Below are 17056 nucleotides of genomic sequence, written 5' to 3' on the forward strand. Positions count from 1 at the left end.
ATGTCCGTCCACCTTGACGGTGACGTCTTGGTCTAGAAGCGCCTTCATCCGACCGATGACGGATTGTCCCTCGCGGCGCAACTTATCCAGTTCGCGATAGCACTTCTCAAGTGCGCTTCGAAAGGCGCACTATCCGAGCGGACTCTTTTGATTTCGTCTTATGATCTTAAGCGTGAGCAGGACGGCACCAAGGGCAAGCAATAGAACGCCGACAACAGTTGTACCGGTAGATTCGAACGTCACGCCAACCGCTGTCAGTAGGCATCCGATGATAACTGAGATAAGCCCGCCTAGCTTTTTTACCAGGAGAACGTGTCCATCACTCGTGCTCGCTACCATGACTAAGCCTCACTCTTTCAGATGATTGTACCATGTCCACCGGTTCTCGTCGCTCGCTCGGGTAGGGCAGCAGCTTAGTCGCGCAGAACCCAACCGTAAACTCGTGTAATTATGTTCTGAATCTCTCGTCGCTCGGCCTCTGCTGTTAATGACTCTTCGACTCAATTGCGCACGAACACGATTGCGTCAGTCTGGTTTACCCAGTTGAATGTTGCTGAAGTCGTGAGAGCAGCAAGAAGTATGCGATCGACGTTCCTCCCAGATTGGATGGCTGAGCTGCTAACTGCTGCGCCGATTGCAAGTTGACAGCTTATCTACGTGAGCGTTAACTGGAAACCTGCGTCGAGTTTGTAGAATGGAGCGCCGAATGGCCCCCTTCGACGGAGTAGTGTTATGGCGTCGCTGGAACGGCTTTACAATTTGCCTGCCCTTGAGATGACGCAGTCGCTCGTGCAAGACCCGCACCGCCGCTCTAAATCGAATAGTGACGGCAAAAACTTCCAAGCCTACCCGGCGCTCGCCCGAGTCGCGAGCGGGCTGTTCGGTGTCTTTGTCATCGGAGCCAGTAGACGCATCTGCTGTGCCGGAGACGTAGACTACGAATTCACTATCATGAGCGTGTCGAAGCCGTTCCTGTTTGCGCTGATCTGCGGGACGATCGGCCTCAAGGAAGCGCGAGCGAAACTCGGCGCGAACGCCACCGGACTTTCATTTAACTCACTTGCCAGGATCGCCGCGAATCCGTTGCTGCCGAAGGAAATCCAGGCGCAGGTCGATCTCGGCGACATCACTTGCGGCAGCAACGACCAGTTGCGGAGCGTGATGGAGAAGACGACCGCCACGTCCCAGCAGGTCCAGGAAGCACTGCGCGTGAATACTGAGGCGCAACTGCGTGCGCTGAAGATCGGACTGTTGTTCATGGCAGGTCTCCAGCTGCTGGCGGTAATCCGGCCGACCAGCCTTCGAACTACCTTCCAGGAGCGATCCTAAGCGAGAGCCAAGGGCAACGACCCGAGATCGACCTGTTCTCGCTTGCGAGACACGTTCCAATCCACGGAGAGTCGAAGAAGACGTTGACCAAAGGAGAGAGCCAGTGGATGTAATCGATCGGCGCAGCGCGCTGCGTGGTATTCTATGTGTGGCCGTCGCCGCGGGTTTCAGCGCGAGTTCGCTCCCCAACACAGTCGAGGCCATGCCACTCGCCCTGGAAAAAGGCCTCCGGAACGAGGCTGACGATCTTAAAGTCAAGGTTCAAGCCGTCGCCAGCGGTCCGTCGCGGCGGCCCAGCCGTCCGCCGCCCCGCCCCGTTCCCCGTCCGCGCCATCGTAGGCACCGTCGTTGGGTCTGCCGGTGGCACAGGGGCCGTCGGGTGTGTGGCTGGCGGTGGTAACGGCTATGCGGATCCCATCACAGTTTCCCGAGACTAAGTCGTTCGTATTCGCGCTTCCGCTGACGCGGCTGTCGATATGCTTCTGTGTGGCGCGAGCGGCAACCGAAGCCTCCAAACTTCCATTAGCAAGTGATGGCGTATTTTTGAGACGCGCCGCATAGGCATGGTATTCTGAGGCGATGAAGAGTCTGCGTGGCGCCTTTATGATTCGTTGAGGTCTCGCCCGCAAGGCGAGAGGTGACTAGCAAAAACGAGCGCCGCGAAGCATGACAACGCGATTCCTTGAGGAAAGGGTTAGTGATGAGAAGACATCAGGCCAAGGAAATCGTTGCAAAGCTGAGAAATGTCGAAGGATTGGTCGCCAGTGGCAGACGGATTTCGGAGTGTGTGCGGGAAATCGGCGTAACCGAAGTAACTTACTATCGGTGGCGAAATAGGTACGGAGGCCTCGAGAGCGATCTGGCCGAGTATTTGACCGAGCTTGAATCCGAGATCACCCGGCTGCGCCGGCAGGTATCGGATCTGACACTGGAAAAACTCATCTTGGTGGAGGCGACGACGGAGGCTCTCAACCCGGAGCTTCGTGCGACCTACGTGCTTCGCGCCAAGGCAGCGTTTGGTATCTCCGAAAGGCGCGCCTGCCAGGCGCTGGGGCAACATCGATCGACTCAACGCAAGATACGGGCGCGCCTCTCGTTGGAAGCGCCACCGGCGACCCAATGCCATTCGGCAGATGTGAGTTCGCTCTCCACGAACCCGCCCGATCGTCGGCCGATGCCGCGGGACAGCACGAGGCGTGGCGCCCAGGACTCCGCGCAGGCGAGCGTGCCTACACCGATCCAGGCTTCGGCACGTCCACCCGTGCAATAAGTTTGGTCGGCTAGCGCGACGGACCCCGACGCCCGATCTTGCGCTGAGTCTCGCGGCGTACTGCGGGCAAAGTGTTCTGCGGAGGAAAAGGATACGAACCATGTCGAATGACGATCGCAGCGCTGCCATCCCAGTCGATCAGACGTTCACAGTTGATGCGGGCCTGCGCGCCCACATGCTACGCGTATATAACTACATGGCCACTGGCGTTGGCCTAACCGGCCTCGTCGCGATGCTGACCTATCAGTTCACCGGTCCCGAGCTGCTGCAGAGTCCGCTGATGTGGGCCTTCATGTTGGCGCCGTTTGCGCTGGTGTTCTTTATAGGCGCTCGCATCAACAAACTGTCGGCGGAAACGGCGCGACTGCTATTCTTCGTCTATGCGGCGTTGGTGGGATTGTCGCTTTCGACAATCTTCCACGTCTATACCGGCGCCTCCATCACACGCGTGTTCTTCATTTCAGCCGCGACCTTTGGGGCACTCAGCATCTGGGGTTACGCGACCCGGCGCGACCTGTCGGGATTCGGCGTGTTCCTGTTTATGGGCGTGATCGGCATTGTGATCGCAAGCTTGGTCAACCTGTTTCTGAGGTCCGCCGGGCTCGACTGGATCATCTCCATCGTTGGCGTTGGTGTCTTTGCGGGCCTTACGGCCTACGACACCCAGCGGATCAAGGGGGTGTACGACAGCAACGACGATGCCACTTCCGCGGGCCGCAAGGCCGTGATCGGAGCGCTATCGTTGTATCTCAACTTCATCAACTTGTTCATGATGCTGCTGCGGCTGGCGGGCAACCGGCGCTAGACTAGGGCAGTCTTACGGTTCGGCATCGGCTGCGACAGGCGATGTTAAAGTTTCGTAAGCCGGTTGTCTTGAACGTGCGCGAACGCCATCTGACGTTCGATTGCCGCGCGGGAAGGCGGTGATACCTCGTGAAGGTTCGAGGCGCTGCCGGCGGCATCGGCCCGGCCGGCCAGAAGATTGCCCAGATGATGTTCAAATCTCTCAAGACGTTCTTTTCGACTCTCGTCGAGCATGAACGGCAGTCGCCCACGGTCAGTAAGCTCCAGCTTGCGACCGCAGCATTGCTCACGCGTGTAGCGACCGTTCACATCGAACTGTCGCAGGCGAGGCGGGCGAAACTTCACGCTGTTCTCAGCTCGCATTTTGATCTGGACGACCGGGCCACCGCGATGCTGCTGGAGGAATCTGCTGCGGTCAACCGGACCGCCGTCGATCTCTACGGTTTCACCCGCCAGCTCAATCAGCTTCTGAACGACGAAAGTCGCCGCGGGCTCGTTCGGATGATGTGGGAAGTTGTGTACGCCGACGGTAGAGTGAATGAACTCGAGCACAACATCATCTGGCGTGTCGCCGATCTGCTGGGGGTGACCACGCGACAGCGGGTGGAGCTTCGCCAGCAGATTGCGCCCGACCGCGTTGCCTTGCTCGCTGGAATTGCCAGCCGGCATTTTCACCAGGGCGTTGCCGCTCCGGTGGTGACAAAAAGCCGCTGACCAAACGCCTTCAGACTAACGTTCGAACCGGACCACTCGGGGCGCCAGGTACCGCTTTGGCTATTGCAGTGCGCTGCTTCGGTCATTAACGGAGTAGTTCTCGCAGTCGAAGTACTCGACGAACGAAATCTGGTTGACGTCGGCGGATTTCATCCGTGATCTCAAAGCAGGGTCGTGGAAGCTGTGGCTGAAATGTTCGAGGCTTGCAGGGACGACGCTGACATGAATGCACCGCCAGGGCGCTGAAGCCATAATCGAAGACTGTTGGAGAAATGATGGATGTCGAAAATCTGCCGTTTGGCGGTGCTGTGTGCGTCCATGGTTGCTCTCACAAGGCCGGCGTTCGCGCAAGCTCAACCTATTCGAGTCGGAGGGTTGACCTGTGATGCCGCGCCGCGCGTGGGATTGGTGGTTGGCTCGCGGCAGAACCTGCGGTGTGTCTTTCGGTCGAATGCAACGGGGAGGCAATACGGCTACACCGGCACGATAGGACGGATCGGCCTCGATATCGGTATCACCGGCGGGGGAAGATTGTTCTGGGGAGTGTTCGCACCGACCTCGCATGTCGGATAGGGGGTGCTGAGAGGAACCTATGTGGGTGCCAGCGGCAATGCGTCGTTTGGTCTCGGCCTGGGCGCCAACGTACTCGTTGGCGGATCCCATCGCACGATTTCCCTGCAGCCGCTGTCGGTCGAAGGCCAGGTTGGTATCAATTTGGCGCTGGGGGTGGCCCGGCTGACGCTACGATAAACGGCGGATGGCTTCGCCGCATCAGGGCCGCGATGAAAGCCGGTGGTCCAGCTTCGTTGAGGCCGGACGAGGGGAAGGCAATTGGCGATATTTCTGAGCGTACTTAGCGTCGCCTGCGCTATCGGAGCTGCTGTCTCGCTTCTGCGCTACGACAGCAAGCATTTCGACCTGCTGGTCCTGTCCAGTGTGATTTTTCTGAGCGCCGCGATACCATCATTTGAGGTCGATGCTTCGCTTGAAGAGTTGAAATCGATCAATCATCGCCTGATAAACGTTCAAACCGGGATCGAAAAACTCCAGGCACATTGATCGGGCGTTGAGCACTGCTCGATCGGTTCCAGCGCGACTTACGTTTTGAACGGACCACTTGGTTGAAGCCGCTTGGCCGGTTTATTTACGCGCTTGGCTGCCCAAGATACAATGCGCGCCGGCAAGCCATCTACCCACCTCCTAACAATTTGTCAGGAAAATCTCATGTCAGATCTTGTTGCTACCGTCTAAGCTAGGAGTGAGTATTCATGTCGCTTTCGATTGGGATTCTTACGGTACTGACCGGGCTCGCCATTATGGGGTTCGGCCTCTTCATGTTCTATGCGTGGCTTCCGGTGTTCTATGCGTTGGTCGGTTTCGATGTGGGAATCCTATTGGGGCGAGCGTTAACGGGGGATGTTGGCACGACTACGATTGTCCTCGGAATTGCCGGCGCGTTCATTCTCGGCGTCTCCTCCTATGTTCTTGAGCCCTATAGACGTGTACTGCTTGGGGTTTCCGGCGGAATCCTGTTCGGCCTTTCCGTAAGCTCCGCTTTCGGACTCGATGGTTGGTTGGGTGGCTTCTTTGGCAGAATATTCGCGTTAGTTTGCGGCGCCGTCGGAAGTCTGCTTGTGCCGCGATTTTTCGACATCTTTATTATCGCTGCATCTGCCGTCGGCGGCGCAGCCATGGTGTTGATAGGCGCAAACCACATTTTCCCCGGGGTCCAACTTATTGACCCCGCCGCTGGCGGCGCTTTGCCGTCGCTAATCACGATAATTTTGGCCGCCGCCGGCATGGGTTGGCAGCGCCAAAACATCGCAAAATGGGTTCAAATGCTGCCCACTGGCCACGCCGTTTCAGAGTCTTCGGTAGAGGATCGAAAGTAGAGGGCCGCCGAGTCAATTGATCTGCGATCGGAGAAAAAAACCGGGATACCATTCACCAATCCTTGAGGTAGATCTGGAATGGATAATTTCTTGGCGCGACAGAGGGGGTTGTTTGTCGCCACTGCTTTCGCGACGCTTGGATCGATGCTGGTGGCTACAACCTCTTACGCACAATCATCAAGAGGATGCCGTGCCTACGCGGAGGATTATGCCGAGCGCTATTCAGCCGGCAGCGCGTGGGGCGACGCCTTTCGTATCCGCGGACGACCTGGTGCCTCTAATGTAATGGCGACCAGCGCAGCGCGTCGACTTCGCAAGTCAACGCTGATTGACAATGCATACGCACGATGCATGCAAGACCGATGGCCGTGAGTATCGAGGCCGATGCAAGAAGTGTGGCAGCGAGATGCGGGAATCATCCACCAAGCAGCTGCGCTCGGTAACTCCCATTCCCTCCAGCACCACTGACTTGTTCTCTACTCGGAGCCGGTCGCGCCGCGGTCGGCAAACAGGTCTCAGCGGCAATATCGAGACGCTACCCGATGTGATCCGCGATGCGTGCGAACCCAGCAACGACCATGGCGCCAGTAGTAGTGGTTACGCACATGCCGCCGACTCCCGGCGGCCGCACCTGCGACCGCCCCGACAGCCGCTCCTCGACGACCGCCGATCGCGCCGCCGATGATTGCGCCGCCCACCGCGCCGCGTCCGGCCGAGCTTTGCGCGAGCGCATCCGCCAAGGGAATTGTCGTTGCCAGCACCAGGAAAAACAACAACGATCGAATCCGATGCATCGGGCACTCCTCAAAACGTTTGATTTCTTACGGTTGCGCGCCAGATTCCTCGCAGGACGAAAACGAGGTTCGACATAATGCGTTGCCGTCGTTCTCCACTCCTTGCGAAGCGACCGGCAGTCGCGCGGCTATTGAATGCAACGACGATGTCGCTTCAGTCAACGCTGCTCTCGGTCAGGTGGTCCACGATGGATGTTAGTTTGTGACGGGGCGCAGCGTTGGCGCCGCCACGGCAGAGGAAGCCTCGCCGAGTCGTAAACTGGCGGAATTGTGCCAAGTCTCGCGACCACGGTGATTGGACCGCTGTCCGGCCCAGGAAATTCCATGCCGAGCGGATCGCCTCCGTCGCCAAGCGCAAAATGTCGACATATTATGGCGTCGTGTAAGATCAAGCGGAAGGCGGGGCCGCGCCAAGATTACGAAATTAGAACCTGAAGCCCGCAAACCTTATGGGGTTGATCATGAGGGTAGACAATGTTCCGGCAGGCCCGGGCCATTCCGGTAAGGCCGATTCCTGGCGCCGGCATCTTCCTTATCTCCTGATTTTGGCACTGGCGCTCGCCGGCGTCGCTTACGCGAACATGTCGCAAAAGTCCCTTGCCGGCTATTGGGAGTTGCTTGCCCTGATATCCGGTGGAGTGTGTATTTTCACCGAATGGGGAAAGATCGAAGACAAACAGGCGCGTGTTCGGCTGGTTTGGACCCAGGCTATCCACTGGATTGCTGTCCTCGTTGCCATGAACATCATGTTGCTGTCCGGTGTTCAGCAGCTGCTGCCTGCGCCGGCCACCAGTCTGGTCCTTCTGATGTTGCTGGCGCTGGGCTCTTTTCTGGCCGGACTCAATCTTGCTTCGCTCGAATTGTGCTTTCTTGGGCTGGTTTTGGCTCTCACCGTTCCAGCAGTCTCGTGGGTCAAACAATCCATGCTCTTCGTCATTCTCGCCGGAGCCTTTGTGGTCGGCATTGGCATAACGTTTTGGTCAAGCCGGAAAGAAAAGTGATCGATCGGAACAAACCGTTCAGGTCTGCATCTAGCCGCCGAACCGCAGGGTAAGTCCAGCAACTCCCGCCGCAGGATTGGCGCCAATCTGGCCTGCGATGGAGCGTGGCTGCAGCATCGCAGAGCGACTTGAGACGTCTCAGCGAGAGATCGTCGGCAGAGATGCTCTGATTCGCTCCGAGAAATCGGCCGCGCCATCGGCCGCCAGTGCCGCCTCGTTAATCCGAGAGCGTCGGCGCAGTTCATCGAACGGCAGCGTCGTATCCATCCGGCCCGAGTAATAGAGGTAACCGTCGACGAGGCCGTTGAAGAGATGTCGGATGTCAAATCCGCCGCTCCTCCCGACGGCGTTCGCGTAACGCACGATGTTGATCGTGCAACTGTTCGCCAGCAGATTATAGAATTCGGGGCGATCGGCGAGTTGGTTGATCCGCCCAAGGTAGACCAGGAAGAGCCGGCGCACATCGTCGGTGGAGGTATTGAGGCGATAGAGGTACGCGGGCTCCCCTCGGTAGTTGGTGCGCACCCGCACGAGGTCGCGCTCGTCGCCTACCACGTAGATCAACTCGAATTGCTTGAACAGCGAGGCGACAGGCGCGAAACCCTCGCCGACCTCCGGCCGGGTTTCGATGGAGATACTCAACGGCGGCGCATTGTCGAAAATGAAGCTCACGAACGTATGCCCGATCGGCCCTTCAGTGAAGTAGGATATATAGAAGTCGAGGGCGATCAAGTGCGACAACAACACCTCCCGGTCCTCATAGCGGACCGTGAAATCATTCCGGGTACGGTAGTCGAAGTTGCGGACACCGGTGAGGCGCACGCGGTCGCCGTCGATGATGGCTCGCGGCATCACCGCGACTTCTGGTCGCCAGTTGCGATCATGTGAGGGTTGGATGGAAATCCACCATGCGACCACGCCGAGAAACAACACGATCGCCATCGCGGACATGCGTCGCCGACGCGAGAACCAGATGGCCCATATTGTGAACGCCGCAAAGGCTGCCGCCAACGCCAAACGCATCCCGCCCCATGGCAGGTTCGAATAGTAGATGGCCAGCGTAGCCCACACGATCGGCATGGCCCAGCACAGAGACACGATGATCGCAACCAGCCAGCCGAGGGGCCTGAACAGGAAGCTGCGAAGCGAACTCATTGGCTTCTCCCGCCGTTTCATTCTACCGACCGCACGCGGCGTCGCCGTTCGCAAAGGCGAAAAGGTATGCGTCATTTCGCAGCCCAAGGGACAGCAGGCGAATCTACACCGAGCGGACTTCACTTGTTAAGCCCGCTCTGGTAGATTTCGAATGCTGCATGACCTCCTCGCTCCGTTTCAAGTCCTTGGCATCGATGAGCATGGTGAGATCTACCGCAAGGCATTCAGGCGGCCCCGTGGTTCGTTGTTTGCACTGCCTGCCGCGATGCCATGCTGGTATTGCTAGGCGCCAGGCCTGCAGGTCGTTCATCGTCGACTGCGTACCATTCGATCAACGGCGTATACCCCATGACAATCAGCGGCATCGTGCGAGACCGTCCCGTATTGGTACTGTATGGTTTGATGATTGTCTCACTCGCGGCGTTGCTGCCGCTTCCGCCGTTGTTGCAGGATCAGAGCTACCATCAGTTCGCCGACCAGCGTGAATTGTTCGGCATACCGAATTTCTGGAACGTGGTCTCGAATCTGTCTTTCATCGCCGTCGGAGCTGTAGGCCTGTTGCAGGTTCGTCGCAAAGCAACAACCATTGTGCTGTTTACGGGGCTGTTTCTAACCGGCTTCGGTTCGTCGTATTACCACTTGAATCCGAATGACGGCACCTTGTTCTGGGACAGGCTGCCGATGACGTTGTGCTTCGCCGCAATCCTTGCCGCCGTCGTCGAGGAGCGCGTGGATGCGAGCGCCGGAGCGATGTTGCTGCGGCCGCTGCTGGCAATCGGGATTTTCAGTCTGCTGCTGTGGCGTTGGACCGATGATTTGCGGCTCTACGCATGGGCGCAATTTTTTCCTTTTTTCGCTTTGGTCCTGATTCTTCAGCTCTTCCCGCCGAAATATACTGGAACATTCTATTGGATCACCGCTGCAGCCCTCTATGCGTTGGCCAAGCTGCTGGAATTCCTTGACGAGAAGATCTATTCGGCTGGCTCGATTCTGAGCGGACATACGCTCAAGCATCTCGCTGCAGCTGCCGCCGGGTTCGCGATCCTCCGACTTTTCCAGACTCGCCGGCCAATCGATGGCGTCGCGTAGAACGAATACGCCCGGCTGATCGGGATCACGTCGAAAGGGCATTTTTGCAAAACGGATTGATGAAGAGCCCTATGAAAAGGATCCCGGAGATCGTTCCGACCGGGCTCCAGGAAGTGGTCCGTACAAGATGTTAGTCCTTAAGCTTCAGCTTGCATCATCGGTATGGGTCCGCTAGTCGAAAGCGTCGGGCGTTGGCAGTCGATAACCCGGCAATGGACGCGTGCATACCGAGTGCAATGCGACTTCTGCTCCGGAGGTATTTCCATGACTTCCATCTCCCGACGGAGTTTTGTCGTAGCGCTTCCGCTTATAGCCGTCGGACTGGCCTCCGCGGCTCGCGCGCAAGGCGATCCGCCAGCGAATGCCAGCGCAACGCTGTTCCAGAATGTCCGCATCTTCGATGGCAAGAGCGGTTCGCTCTCCGCGCCGTCCAGTGTGCTCGTCAAGGGCAACATCATTGAACGCATCTCGACGGCGCCTATCGCTGTCGAGCCAGGCGTGGTCGTGATCGCCGGCAATGGCCGAACGCTGATGCCCGGCCTGATCGACGCACACTGGCATGCGATGTTGATACGGCCCACTCCAGTTCAGTCGGTCAACGGTGACGTGGGATACAACAATATCGCGGCGGGCGCTGAGGCGACGGACACGCTGATGCGCGGCTTCACTACGATCCGTGACGTGGGTGGTCCCATATTCGGACTGAAGAGCGCTATTGACTCAGGGATTGTCCCGGGTCCCCGTATTTACCCCTCAGGGGCTATAATCACGGTAACCAGCGGGCACGGGGATTTCCGCCAGCTGTCCGAGCTGCCGCGCACGATCGGCGGCATGCTCAGCCGCATGGAGCAGGTTGGCGGCAGTATGGTCGCCGACAGCCCCGACGAGGTACGCGTCCGCGTCCGCGAGCAACTCATGCAGGGCGCCTCCCAGATCAAACTGACGGCCGGCGGTGGTGTTTCCTCGCCGTTCAGCCCGATCGACGTGGTGACTTTCACGGAAGCGGAACTGCGGGCGGCCGTCGAAGCGGCCGAGAATTGGGGTACCTATGTCACCGTGCACGCCTTTACGCCGGCGGCTATTCAGCAGGCCATTGCCGCTGGTGTGAAGTGTATCGAACATGGCTTCCTGATGGACGAGGCAACCGCCAAGCTGATTGCCGAGAAGGGCGTGTGGTTGAGTCTGCAGCCTCTCCCCGAGGATTTGAGACTGGGCTTTCCGGTAGGCTCAGTCCAACGAGCCAAGGCTGATGAAGTCTGGCCCGGCATAGCCCGGACATACGAGATGGCGAAGAAATACAAAATCAAGACAGCGTGGGGCACCGATGTCCTGTTCTCCCAAGCGCTGGCGCAGCAACAGGGGGCAATTCTGGCCTCGCTTGTCCGTTGGTACAGTCCGGCCGAAGCGCTCGCCATGGCGACCGGGACCAACGCCGAACTGCTGGCCTTGTCAGGCAAACGCAGTCCGTATGCTGGCAAGCTCGGCGTCGTGGAGCAGGGCGCACTTGCCGATCTGCTGCTTGTCGATGGCAATCCGCTGGAGAATATCAACCTGATCGCCGACCCCGCCAAGAACTTCAAGGTCATCATGAAGGACGGCAAGGTCTACAAGAACACGCTCGGCGGTTGAGACCAGCCTCGAATCGACTGCCTGGCATCGGTCCGACGCCGGATTGTGCCGATGACTAAACCCGGCTGCATCACGTGATGCAGTGCCCGCGTTGGAAAAATCGGCGAAGTCCATATCGACTCCGGAGTTGGTGAGATGAGCTCGGCGATCGACGAAGCGACGATAGCGGCGCGCCAACCGGTTCTTGTCGACCTCGCCTTGCAGGGGGGCGGCTCGCACGGCGCATTCACCTGGGGGGTGCTCGACCGGCTGCTCGAAGAGCCGTGGATCAGAATCGAGGCGATCTCGGGAACCTCCGCCGGAGCCATGAATGCGGCGGTGTTGGCGGATGGATGGTCAATGGGCGGCGCCGATGGTGCGCGGGCCGCACTGGACGCATACTGGCGGCGTGTTTCCCGTGCCGCCGCCTTCAGTCCTCTGCAGCGCTCCCCCCTGGAACGGATGATGGGCCGCTGGACGCTCGATGCTTCACCTGTCTATCTCGCCATGGATCTGATGTCGCGTGTATTCTCGCCCTACGACCTCAACCCCACCGGCTTCAACCCGCTTCGCCAGGTGCTGGCCGAAAGTATCGATTTCGAGCGGCTGGCAACATCTCCGATCAAGCTGTTTATCACCGCCACAAACGTGCACACCGGTCGTGGACGAATCTTTCGCAACGGCCAAATCACGCCGGATGTGCTTTTGGCCTCCGCGTGCCTTCCCACGATGTTCCGGGCTGTCGAGATCGACGGTGAGCCCTATTGGGACGGCGGTTTCGCCGGCAATCCCACCATCACGCCTCTTATCCGCGAGAGCGACGCGCATGATACCATCCTGGTTCAAATCAATCCGAGGGAGCGCCGGAACACACCGAAAACAGCAGGCGATATCCTGGACCGCCTCAACGAAATTTCCTTCAACGCGCCGCTCCTGAAGGAGCTGCGCATGATTGCGCTGCTGCGCCAGGCCGCCGATCCCGGACATGGCGAAGGGGCGCGCTGGGCGGGCATGCGAACTCACCGGATCATGACCGACAGACTGGCTGAATTCGGCGCGTCGTCAAAGCTCAACGCCGAATGGGAATTCCTCGAGATGCTCAAGGTGGAGGGCCGAAAGAGCGCCGCCGATTTTCTGACCAGGCACGGCGTTGATCTCGGCAGCAAGTCGAGCTCCGATCTCGATGCGCTGCTGACGGAGTGCTGAGGGCGTGCGCCTCCTTGTGAATCTTGCTTGCAGCGATCATGAGGCCCGATGAGTGTCGTCGGAATCCTGATCGCTCCGGGTTTTCTGGTCTGGCTCGCTTATAGGGGCTGGAGTATTCTGCTTCTCGCTCCGCGGTGTGCCCTGATTGCTGCGCTGCTGGCAAATTGGACTCCGACCTTCATGTGCAACGCGGCGCGCTGGCAGTGGCGATCGTGGTGTTGATCGCGACGAATTTCAACCACTTGCCCATCCTGCGGGCGAGGATGGGTGCCGCAGCGAACGCTGCGGTGCTGCCTGCCTTCGAAACCGTGAAGGCGTGGGTGCTCGGCATCGAGGGTGGGCCGCTGGTCTCGTCTGCCGCGGCGACCAATATTCTTGCCGCCCTCACGGGCTCGGCATCGGGTGGTCTGACCGTTCCCCTTGATGCGCTCGGGCCGACCTATATGCAGACTCGCCTCGATCCCGGCCTGATGCACCGCGTAGCGGTGATCGGCGCGGGCACACTCGACACTTGCCGCACAACGGCGCGGTGGTCACGGCTGCTTGCCGTTGGTGGATCGAGGCATGGCGAAGCTATCGCGATATCGTCATGAACGCGATTGTCGGTCCGATCATCTCGCTTGTCGCCGTTATCGGGCTGGGGTCCGGGCTCGGTTCATTTTGATCGATGTCGAGAGGTTTGCATGGCGGGCCGCTGAATCCAGCCGCATTCCGGCGAGCGTGACCTAAAGACAGAAAGTCGGCGCGTATCGGCAGATACGGCATCGGAATTGATCTATTCTCGACGAAGCATTATTAGAGACTTCTGCTTTCGAGGCTCCTGAATGAAGGCCGATGGCATACCGAGGATTTCGACTGGCATCGCTGCCGCCGTGCTGCTCCTGGTGGCGGTCTACTACGGCACCGAAGTCCTTGCGCCATTGACGCTCGCCTTCTTCATCATTGCCATTGTCTGGCCGTTGCAGCAGTGGCTGCAACTGCGATTGCCGGCGCTGGTAGCTCTTGCCATCACGATCATTGTTACTGCCGTGGTGTGCCTTGGCTTTGCATCGCTGGCCGCCTTGGCCTTTGGGCGGGTCGGCCGTTCGCTGGTCGCCGACGCGTCGCGCTATCAAGCGCTTTACGAGGTGGCGGTGGCTTGGCTCGAAGATCGGGGAGTCTCAGTCGCCGGCTTATGGGCTGAGCATTTCAATACCGGATGGCTGTTGCGTGCTGCACGGCAGGTCACGGGACGCGTGAACACGACGCTGACTTTCTGGTTGGTAACATTGGTGTATGTCATGCTTGGGTTGCTTGAAGTCGACGATGCTCGACGAAAAGTCCAGGCGCTTGGCAACCAGGGCGCCGCGCGCATTCTGATTGACGCGACTGCCGCGACCGCGGTCAAGTTTCGAAAATACATGCTGGTCAGGACGCAGATGAGCGTCATGACGGGTCTGCTCATTTGGGCGCTCGCATGGATCACCGGGCTTCAGTTTGCGGCCGAGTGGGGAATCATCGCGTTCGTGCTCAACTACATTCCGTTTATCGGTCCTCTCATCGCGACGCTGTTTCCAACCCTGCTCGAAATGACGCAGTTTTCCACGTGGCAGGCGGTATCGGGAATATTCCTTGGCCTGAATTTGATTCAGTTCGTCGTCGGCAGCTACATCGAGCCACGCGTGTCCGGAGACGTGTTGTCTATTTCGCCCTTCGTCGTGCTGTTTGCCGTCTTCTTCTGGACCTTCATGTGGGGATTGGTCGGCGCCTTCATCGGGGTTCCGATCGTCATCGCAATCTTGACATTTTGCAGCTACCACCCGGGCAGTCGATTTATCGCAGATCTGCTCGGAGGGCCTGTGAAAGCTGTTGGTTCCCTGAACAGAAATCGCGAAGCCCCACAAGGCGATACTGCGGAATTGCCGAAATAAGCTCGCGCTGGTGGTCGTCACGACTGCGCGCACTCAACGAGGACGAGTCGGTGCTGCGGACGATAGGAAGGCCTGTCTGCATGAACAGAAGCAGGCCGGACCAACGCCATGTTGCCTAATGACCGCTGTTGGGCATGAAACGTGACTTCCAGTTCGCGCGAACGCCGCGCGGAGGGGCCGTGGATGTGTTTCAGGCCGCGGCCGCTGCGCAATTCAGAGAGGCCGCCACCTGGGCGCGGCCTCCGCGGTTGTGGTCTGATCTATTGCTTGGCGGCTTCGCCGGCGTCTCCCTTGGGGCCGGCCGGACCCGACGGGCCCGCGGGTCCCGGAGGACCTGCCGGCCCGGGCGGTCCGGGAAGGCCGCAGTTTTCTATCACCACTTCTCTCTTATCCTCCCCGGAGGTAATTTCGACGATGCAAGTCGAGGGGAACTCAGGTCCAACCCAACGAAACCCTCCGGTTGAACTGCTCTCGACTTGCACTGTTTTGCTTGGGCCGATTTTAAGACGCACGCTGTGCTCGCGCGGTCGTCTAACCCTTCCGACGATCACTAACTCGCCGCGCGTTATGGCCGCCGTCGTGATAAATATTTCCGCACGGGCATTTTCGCTCAATGTGATCACGCAGGCAGTTGCAACAGTTGCAACGGCGCCGATAAACTTTGCGGGCATGGCTATCCCCTACATTCTGTCGGAACGCTAAATTCGATCACTAAAACCCACTGTGAACAAGAGCGCGACTGCGCGCGCCGACCAAAGCCAAAAAGCGGCCAGACACACACCGGCGGGCCTCCCCGTGTCATGGCCGGCCATCGCCCGAAGGGCGTCGGTCAGCGCCAACCACAGACACGATGTCCCCAGTGCCACCAGCGACGTCCCCTCTGCCACCAGCAACCCCAACGACGGTGACGGCTACGCATGTGGCGATGCGGGCGGACCATCACCGTTTGCGCCGTCTGCGTCGCCTCGGCTCCTCTAGGCGTGATACCCCAGCCGATCATTGTAAAACCGGCGACGGCAACTACCGAGCCAGGCAAGATATCTGCGAGGAAGTTGCGGCGACTCATTGCTCTCACGGTGTTTTCTCCCTTGTCGGAATACCTTTTCAGTCGATGTGTATCTTAGCGCAAATTCTCAACGGATTTGGGAGCGCAACTGCGCCGTATCTGAATCGCAGCCGGTTCCGTCAGCTTGGCAGATGACCGGGGAAGGTGTTCAGAACACCCCGCGCGGTTCTATGAATTGCATGACGGCTCCAAAGAAGTCGGTGCCGATGACGAGCCCGATCTTGGGATAACACCCCGTTAAATAGAGTGATGCCTTCTGCTGTGGTGGGCCGCACATGACCGATGATCGACGCGCTCGTCGGGGACTGACGCGGATCGATTGCGTGCAATGACAACCCGGCGCGCGCGCTTGCGCGTCGTCACCGGTTTAGACGAGATGAAAAGAGCGACGAAATTGTTTTGCAAAATGCGCGGGTGAGAAGCCAAAACGACGGGTTCGCAACTGGCCGTTTTGCAGGATTTTGTAACGCGATCAATGGTAGCAGGAGATTTTAAGTCCCTTGCGTCTACCAGTTTCGCCACGTCCGCTTTATTCAGGAGATCCAGCTACTTAGCGCATTTACCGGAGAAGTAAAATCGGGATATTCTCCACCCAAACGCCCCATCAAGCTTTGGGCGAGGGCGGCCGCCAAAGCAAAGCCTCAATGCCGACATCCGGGCCTGCTTTAGGCAATCTCAACATTATCCACTTAACGAAGGTCCGATGCCTGCACACTTGTCCTATCGCCAGCCGATTTCGCGCACAGCCTTGGCGCTGGCGCTGCTTTTGCTCGGGGCCGGGCTGTCCGGCTGCGCCGAGATGAGCGACAGCATGACGTCGGCGTTCGCCGATCCCGCCAAATACGATCTCTACGAGTGCAAGCAGCTCGAGCCGGAACGCAAGAACCTGGCGAACCGTTCGGCGGAGCTGCAGGGCCTGATGGCGAAGGCCCAAACCGGCGTCGCCGGGCCCGTGGTGGCCGAACTCGCCTATCGCAACGAATACATCGCGGTGCGCGGCCAGTCGAAACTGGCCGAGGAAGCCTGGCGCAAGAACAGGTGCCAGGACGCGAAGCCGGAAGTGAAGGTTGAGCCGCCGGTGGTGGCGCCGGCGCCGGTGATCCGCGGTGCTCGTTCGTCGAAGTCCGGCAGCGCGGTTCATTAGAGACTTTTAGACACAACTTCCGCTCTTGCCCGACGGGCAAATCACCCCAGATGTGGGTCAATCCGCCGCCGCGA

At 59.0% G+C, this 17056-nt stretch carries 13 protein-coding genes and 2 pseudogenes; 14 read left to right on the forward strand and 1 reads right to left on the reverse strand.

The features are described 5' to 3' along the window. Positions 1 to 732: 732 nt before the first annotated feature. The 8 genes and pseudogenes from BLR13_RS32350 to BLR13_RS32390 all read left to right on the forward strand — a co-directional run bounded on the left by BLR13_RS32350 (position 733) and on the right by BLR13_RS32390 (position 7804). Positions 733 to 1329, forward strand: a complete 597-nt coding sequence (locus BLR13_RS32350) for a glutaminase (protein ID WP_074815133.1) — start codon at positions 733 to 735, stop codon at positions 1327 to 1329. Positions 1330 to 2029: 700 nt separating this feature from the next. After that, positions 2030 to 2599 (forward strand): transposase, encoded by a 570-nt coding sequence (locus tag BLR13_RS32355; protein ID WP_074815129.1) that lies wholly within the window; start codon positions 2030 to 2032, stop codon positions 2597 to 2599. Between the two features lie 100 nt (positions 2600 to 2699). Further along, positions 2700 to 3404 (forward strand): Bax inhibitor-1/YccA family protein, encoded by a 705-nt coding sequence (locus BLR13_RS32360; protein ID WP_074815126.1) that lies wholly within the window; start codon positions 2700 to 2702, stop codon positions 3402 to 3404. 128 nt (positions 3405 to 3532) lie between these two features. After that, entirely contained in the window at positions 3533 to 4117 is a 585-nt protein-coding gene (locus BLR13_RS32365) for a TerB family tellurite resistance protein (protein WP_079587442.1), read from the forward strand. 318 nt (positions 4118 to 4435) lie between these two features. After that, positions 4436 to 4867 (forward strand): annotated as a pseudogene (locus BLR13_RS32370) (DUF992 domain-containing protein). Positions 4868 to 4948: 81 nt separating this feature from the next. Continuing rightward, entirely contained in the window at positions 4949 to 5176 is a 228-nt protein-coding gene (locus BLR13_RS32375; protein WP_074815123.1) for a hypothetical protein, read from the forward strand. A 209-nt stretch (positions 5177 to 5385) separates the two neighbouring features. Then, positions 5386 to 6009 (forward strand): hypothetical protein, encoded by a 624-nt coding sequence (locus tag BLR13_RS32380; RefSeq protein ID WP_074815122.1) that lies wholly within the window; start codon positions 5386 to 5388, stop codon positions 6007 to 6009. A gap of 1255 nt (positions 6010 to 7264) precedes the next feature. Beyond that, a complete protein-coding gene (locus tag BLR13_RS32390) occupies positions 7265 to 7804 on the forward strand; it encodes a hypothetical protein (protein WP_074830852.1) in 540 nt (179 codons plus the stop codon). Positions 7805 to 7942: 138 nt separating this feature from the next. On the opposite strand, the gene BLR13_RS32395 is transcribed toward BLR13_RS32390, so the two are convergent. Continuing rightward, positions 7943 to 8959, reverse strand: coding sequence for an Lnb N-terminal periplasmic domain-containing protein (locus tag BLR13_RS32395; protein ID WP_074815112.1), 1017 nt, complete (start codon positions 8957 to 8959; stop codon positions 7943 to 7945). A gap of 348 nt (positions 8960 to 9307) precedes the next feature. Here BLR13_RS32395 and BLR13_RS32400 point away from each other — a divergent pair, with 348 nt between their 5' ends. The 6 genes and pseudogenes from BLR13_RS32400 to BLR13_RS32425 all read left to right on the forward strand — a co-directional run bounded on the left by BLR13_RS32400 (position 9308) and on the right by BLR13_RS32425 (position 16982). Beyond that, positions 9308 to 10048, forward strand: a complete 741-nt coding sequence (locus tag BLR13_RS32400; protein ID WP_074815109.1) for a ceramidase domain-containing protein — start codon at positions 9308 to 9310, stop codon at positions 10046 to 10048. A gap of 264 nt (positions 10049 to 10312) precedes the next feature. Next, positions 10313 to 11677, forward strand: coding sequence for a metal-dependent hydrolase family protein (locus tag BLR13_RS32405; protein WP_079587439.1), 1365 nt, complete (start codon positions 10313 to 10315; stop codon positions 11675 to 11677). Between the two features lie 135 nt (positions 11678 to 11812). Next, positions 11813 to 12862, forward strand: coding sequence for a patatin-like phospholipase family protein (locus tag BLR13_RS32410; RefSeq protein ID WP_074815107.1), 1050 nt, complete (start codon positions 11813 to 11815; stop codon positions 12860 to 12862). A 194-nt stretch (positions 12863 to 13056) separates the two neighbouring features. Then, positions 13057 to 13526 (forward strand): annotated as a pseudogene (locus tag BLR13_RS32415) (GntP family permease); the annotation flags it as partial. A gap of 160 nt (positions 13527 to 13686) precedes the next feature. Further along, on the forward strand, positions 13687 to 14772 hold the full coding sequence (locus BLR13_RS32420; RefSeq protein ID WP_074815098.1) for an AI-2E family transporter: 1086 nt from the start codon (positions 13687 to 13689) through the stop codon (positions 14770 to 14772). A gap of 1769 nt (positions 14773 to 16541) precedes the next feature. After that, positions 16542 to 16982 (forward strand): twin-arginine translocation pathway signal, encoded by a 441-nt coding sequence (locus BLR13_RS32425; RefSeq protein WP_074815094.1) that lies wholly within the window; start codon positions 16542 to 16544, stop codon positions 16980 to 16982. Positions 16983 to 17056: the final 74 nt, after the last annotated feature.

It is taken from the genome of Bradyrhizobium ottawaense (genome assembly GCF_900099825.1).
GTDB classification, from domain to species: domain Bacteria; phylum Pseudomonadota; class Alphaproteobacteria; order Rhizobiales; family Xanthobacteraceae; genus Bradyrhizobium; species Bradyrhizobium ottawaense_A.